The sequence below is a fragment of the Chryseobacterium pennae genome (assembly GCF_003385515.1).
GTDB lineage: Bacteria > Bacteroidota > Bacteroidia > Flavobacteriales > Weeksellaceae > Chryseobacterium > Chryseobacterium pennae.
This window is the reverse complement of the sequence record NZ_QNVT01000081.1, coordinates 1-487: the sequence shown is the minus strand read 5'-3', so window position 1 is coordinate 487 and position 487 is coordinate 1. Positions and strand designations below refer to the sequence as shown.

The 487-nt window shown below is 38.2% G+C and carries 1 pseudogene; it reads left to right on the top strand.

The annotated features are described in order from the left end of the window. A pseudogene (locus tag DRF65_RS28215) lies at positions 1-487 on the top strand (RHS repeat-associated core domain-containing protein); the annotation flags it as partial.

Below are 487 nucleotides of genomic sequence, written 5' to 3'. Positions count from 1 at the left end.
AGGAAGAAGTACCAAAGGGCTTCCTGTGATGAGTCTGGTAAAGAATATAGAAAATGACAACTGGACCAAAAACTACACCTATTATGACACCAAAGCAAGAGCTATTGGAACTCATTCTATCAATCATTTAGGGGGTTATACCCAAACAGAATCCAAGCTGGATTTTGCCGGAGTAGCTCAAAATGTTGTTACCAGACATAAAAGATTAGCAACTGATACAGAAACAGTGATCATAGAAAACTTTGAGTATGATCACCAGAACAGACTGCTTGTCCACAAACATCAGGTGAATTCCAATCCTGTGGAAATCCTCACCCAGAATACATACAATGAACTTTCCCAGCTTGAATCTAAAAAAGTGGGTGGAATTTCTGTAGGAACTCCGCTTCAGCAGATTGATTATAAATACAATATCAGAGGCTGGATGACTAAAATTAATGATCCTGCTAACCTGAATGGGAAACTGTTTGGGTATGAAATAAAATAC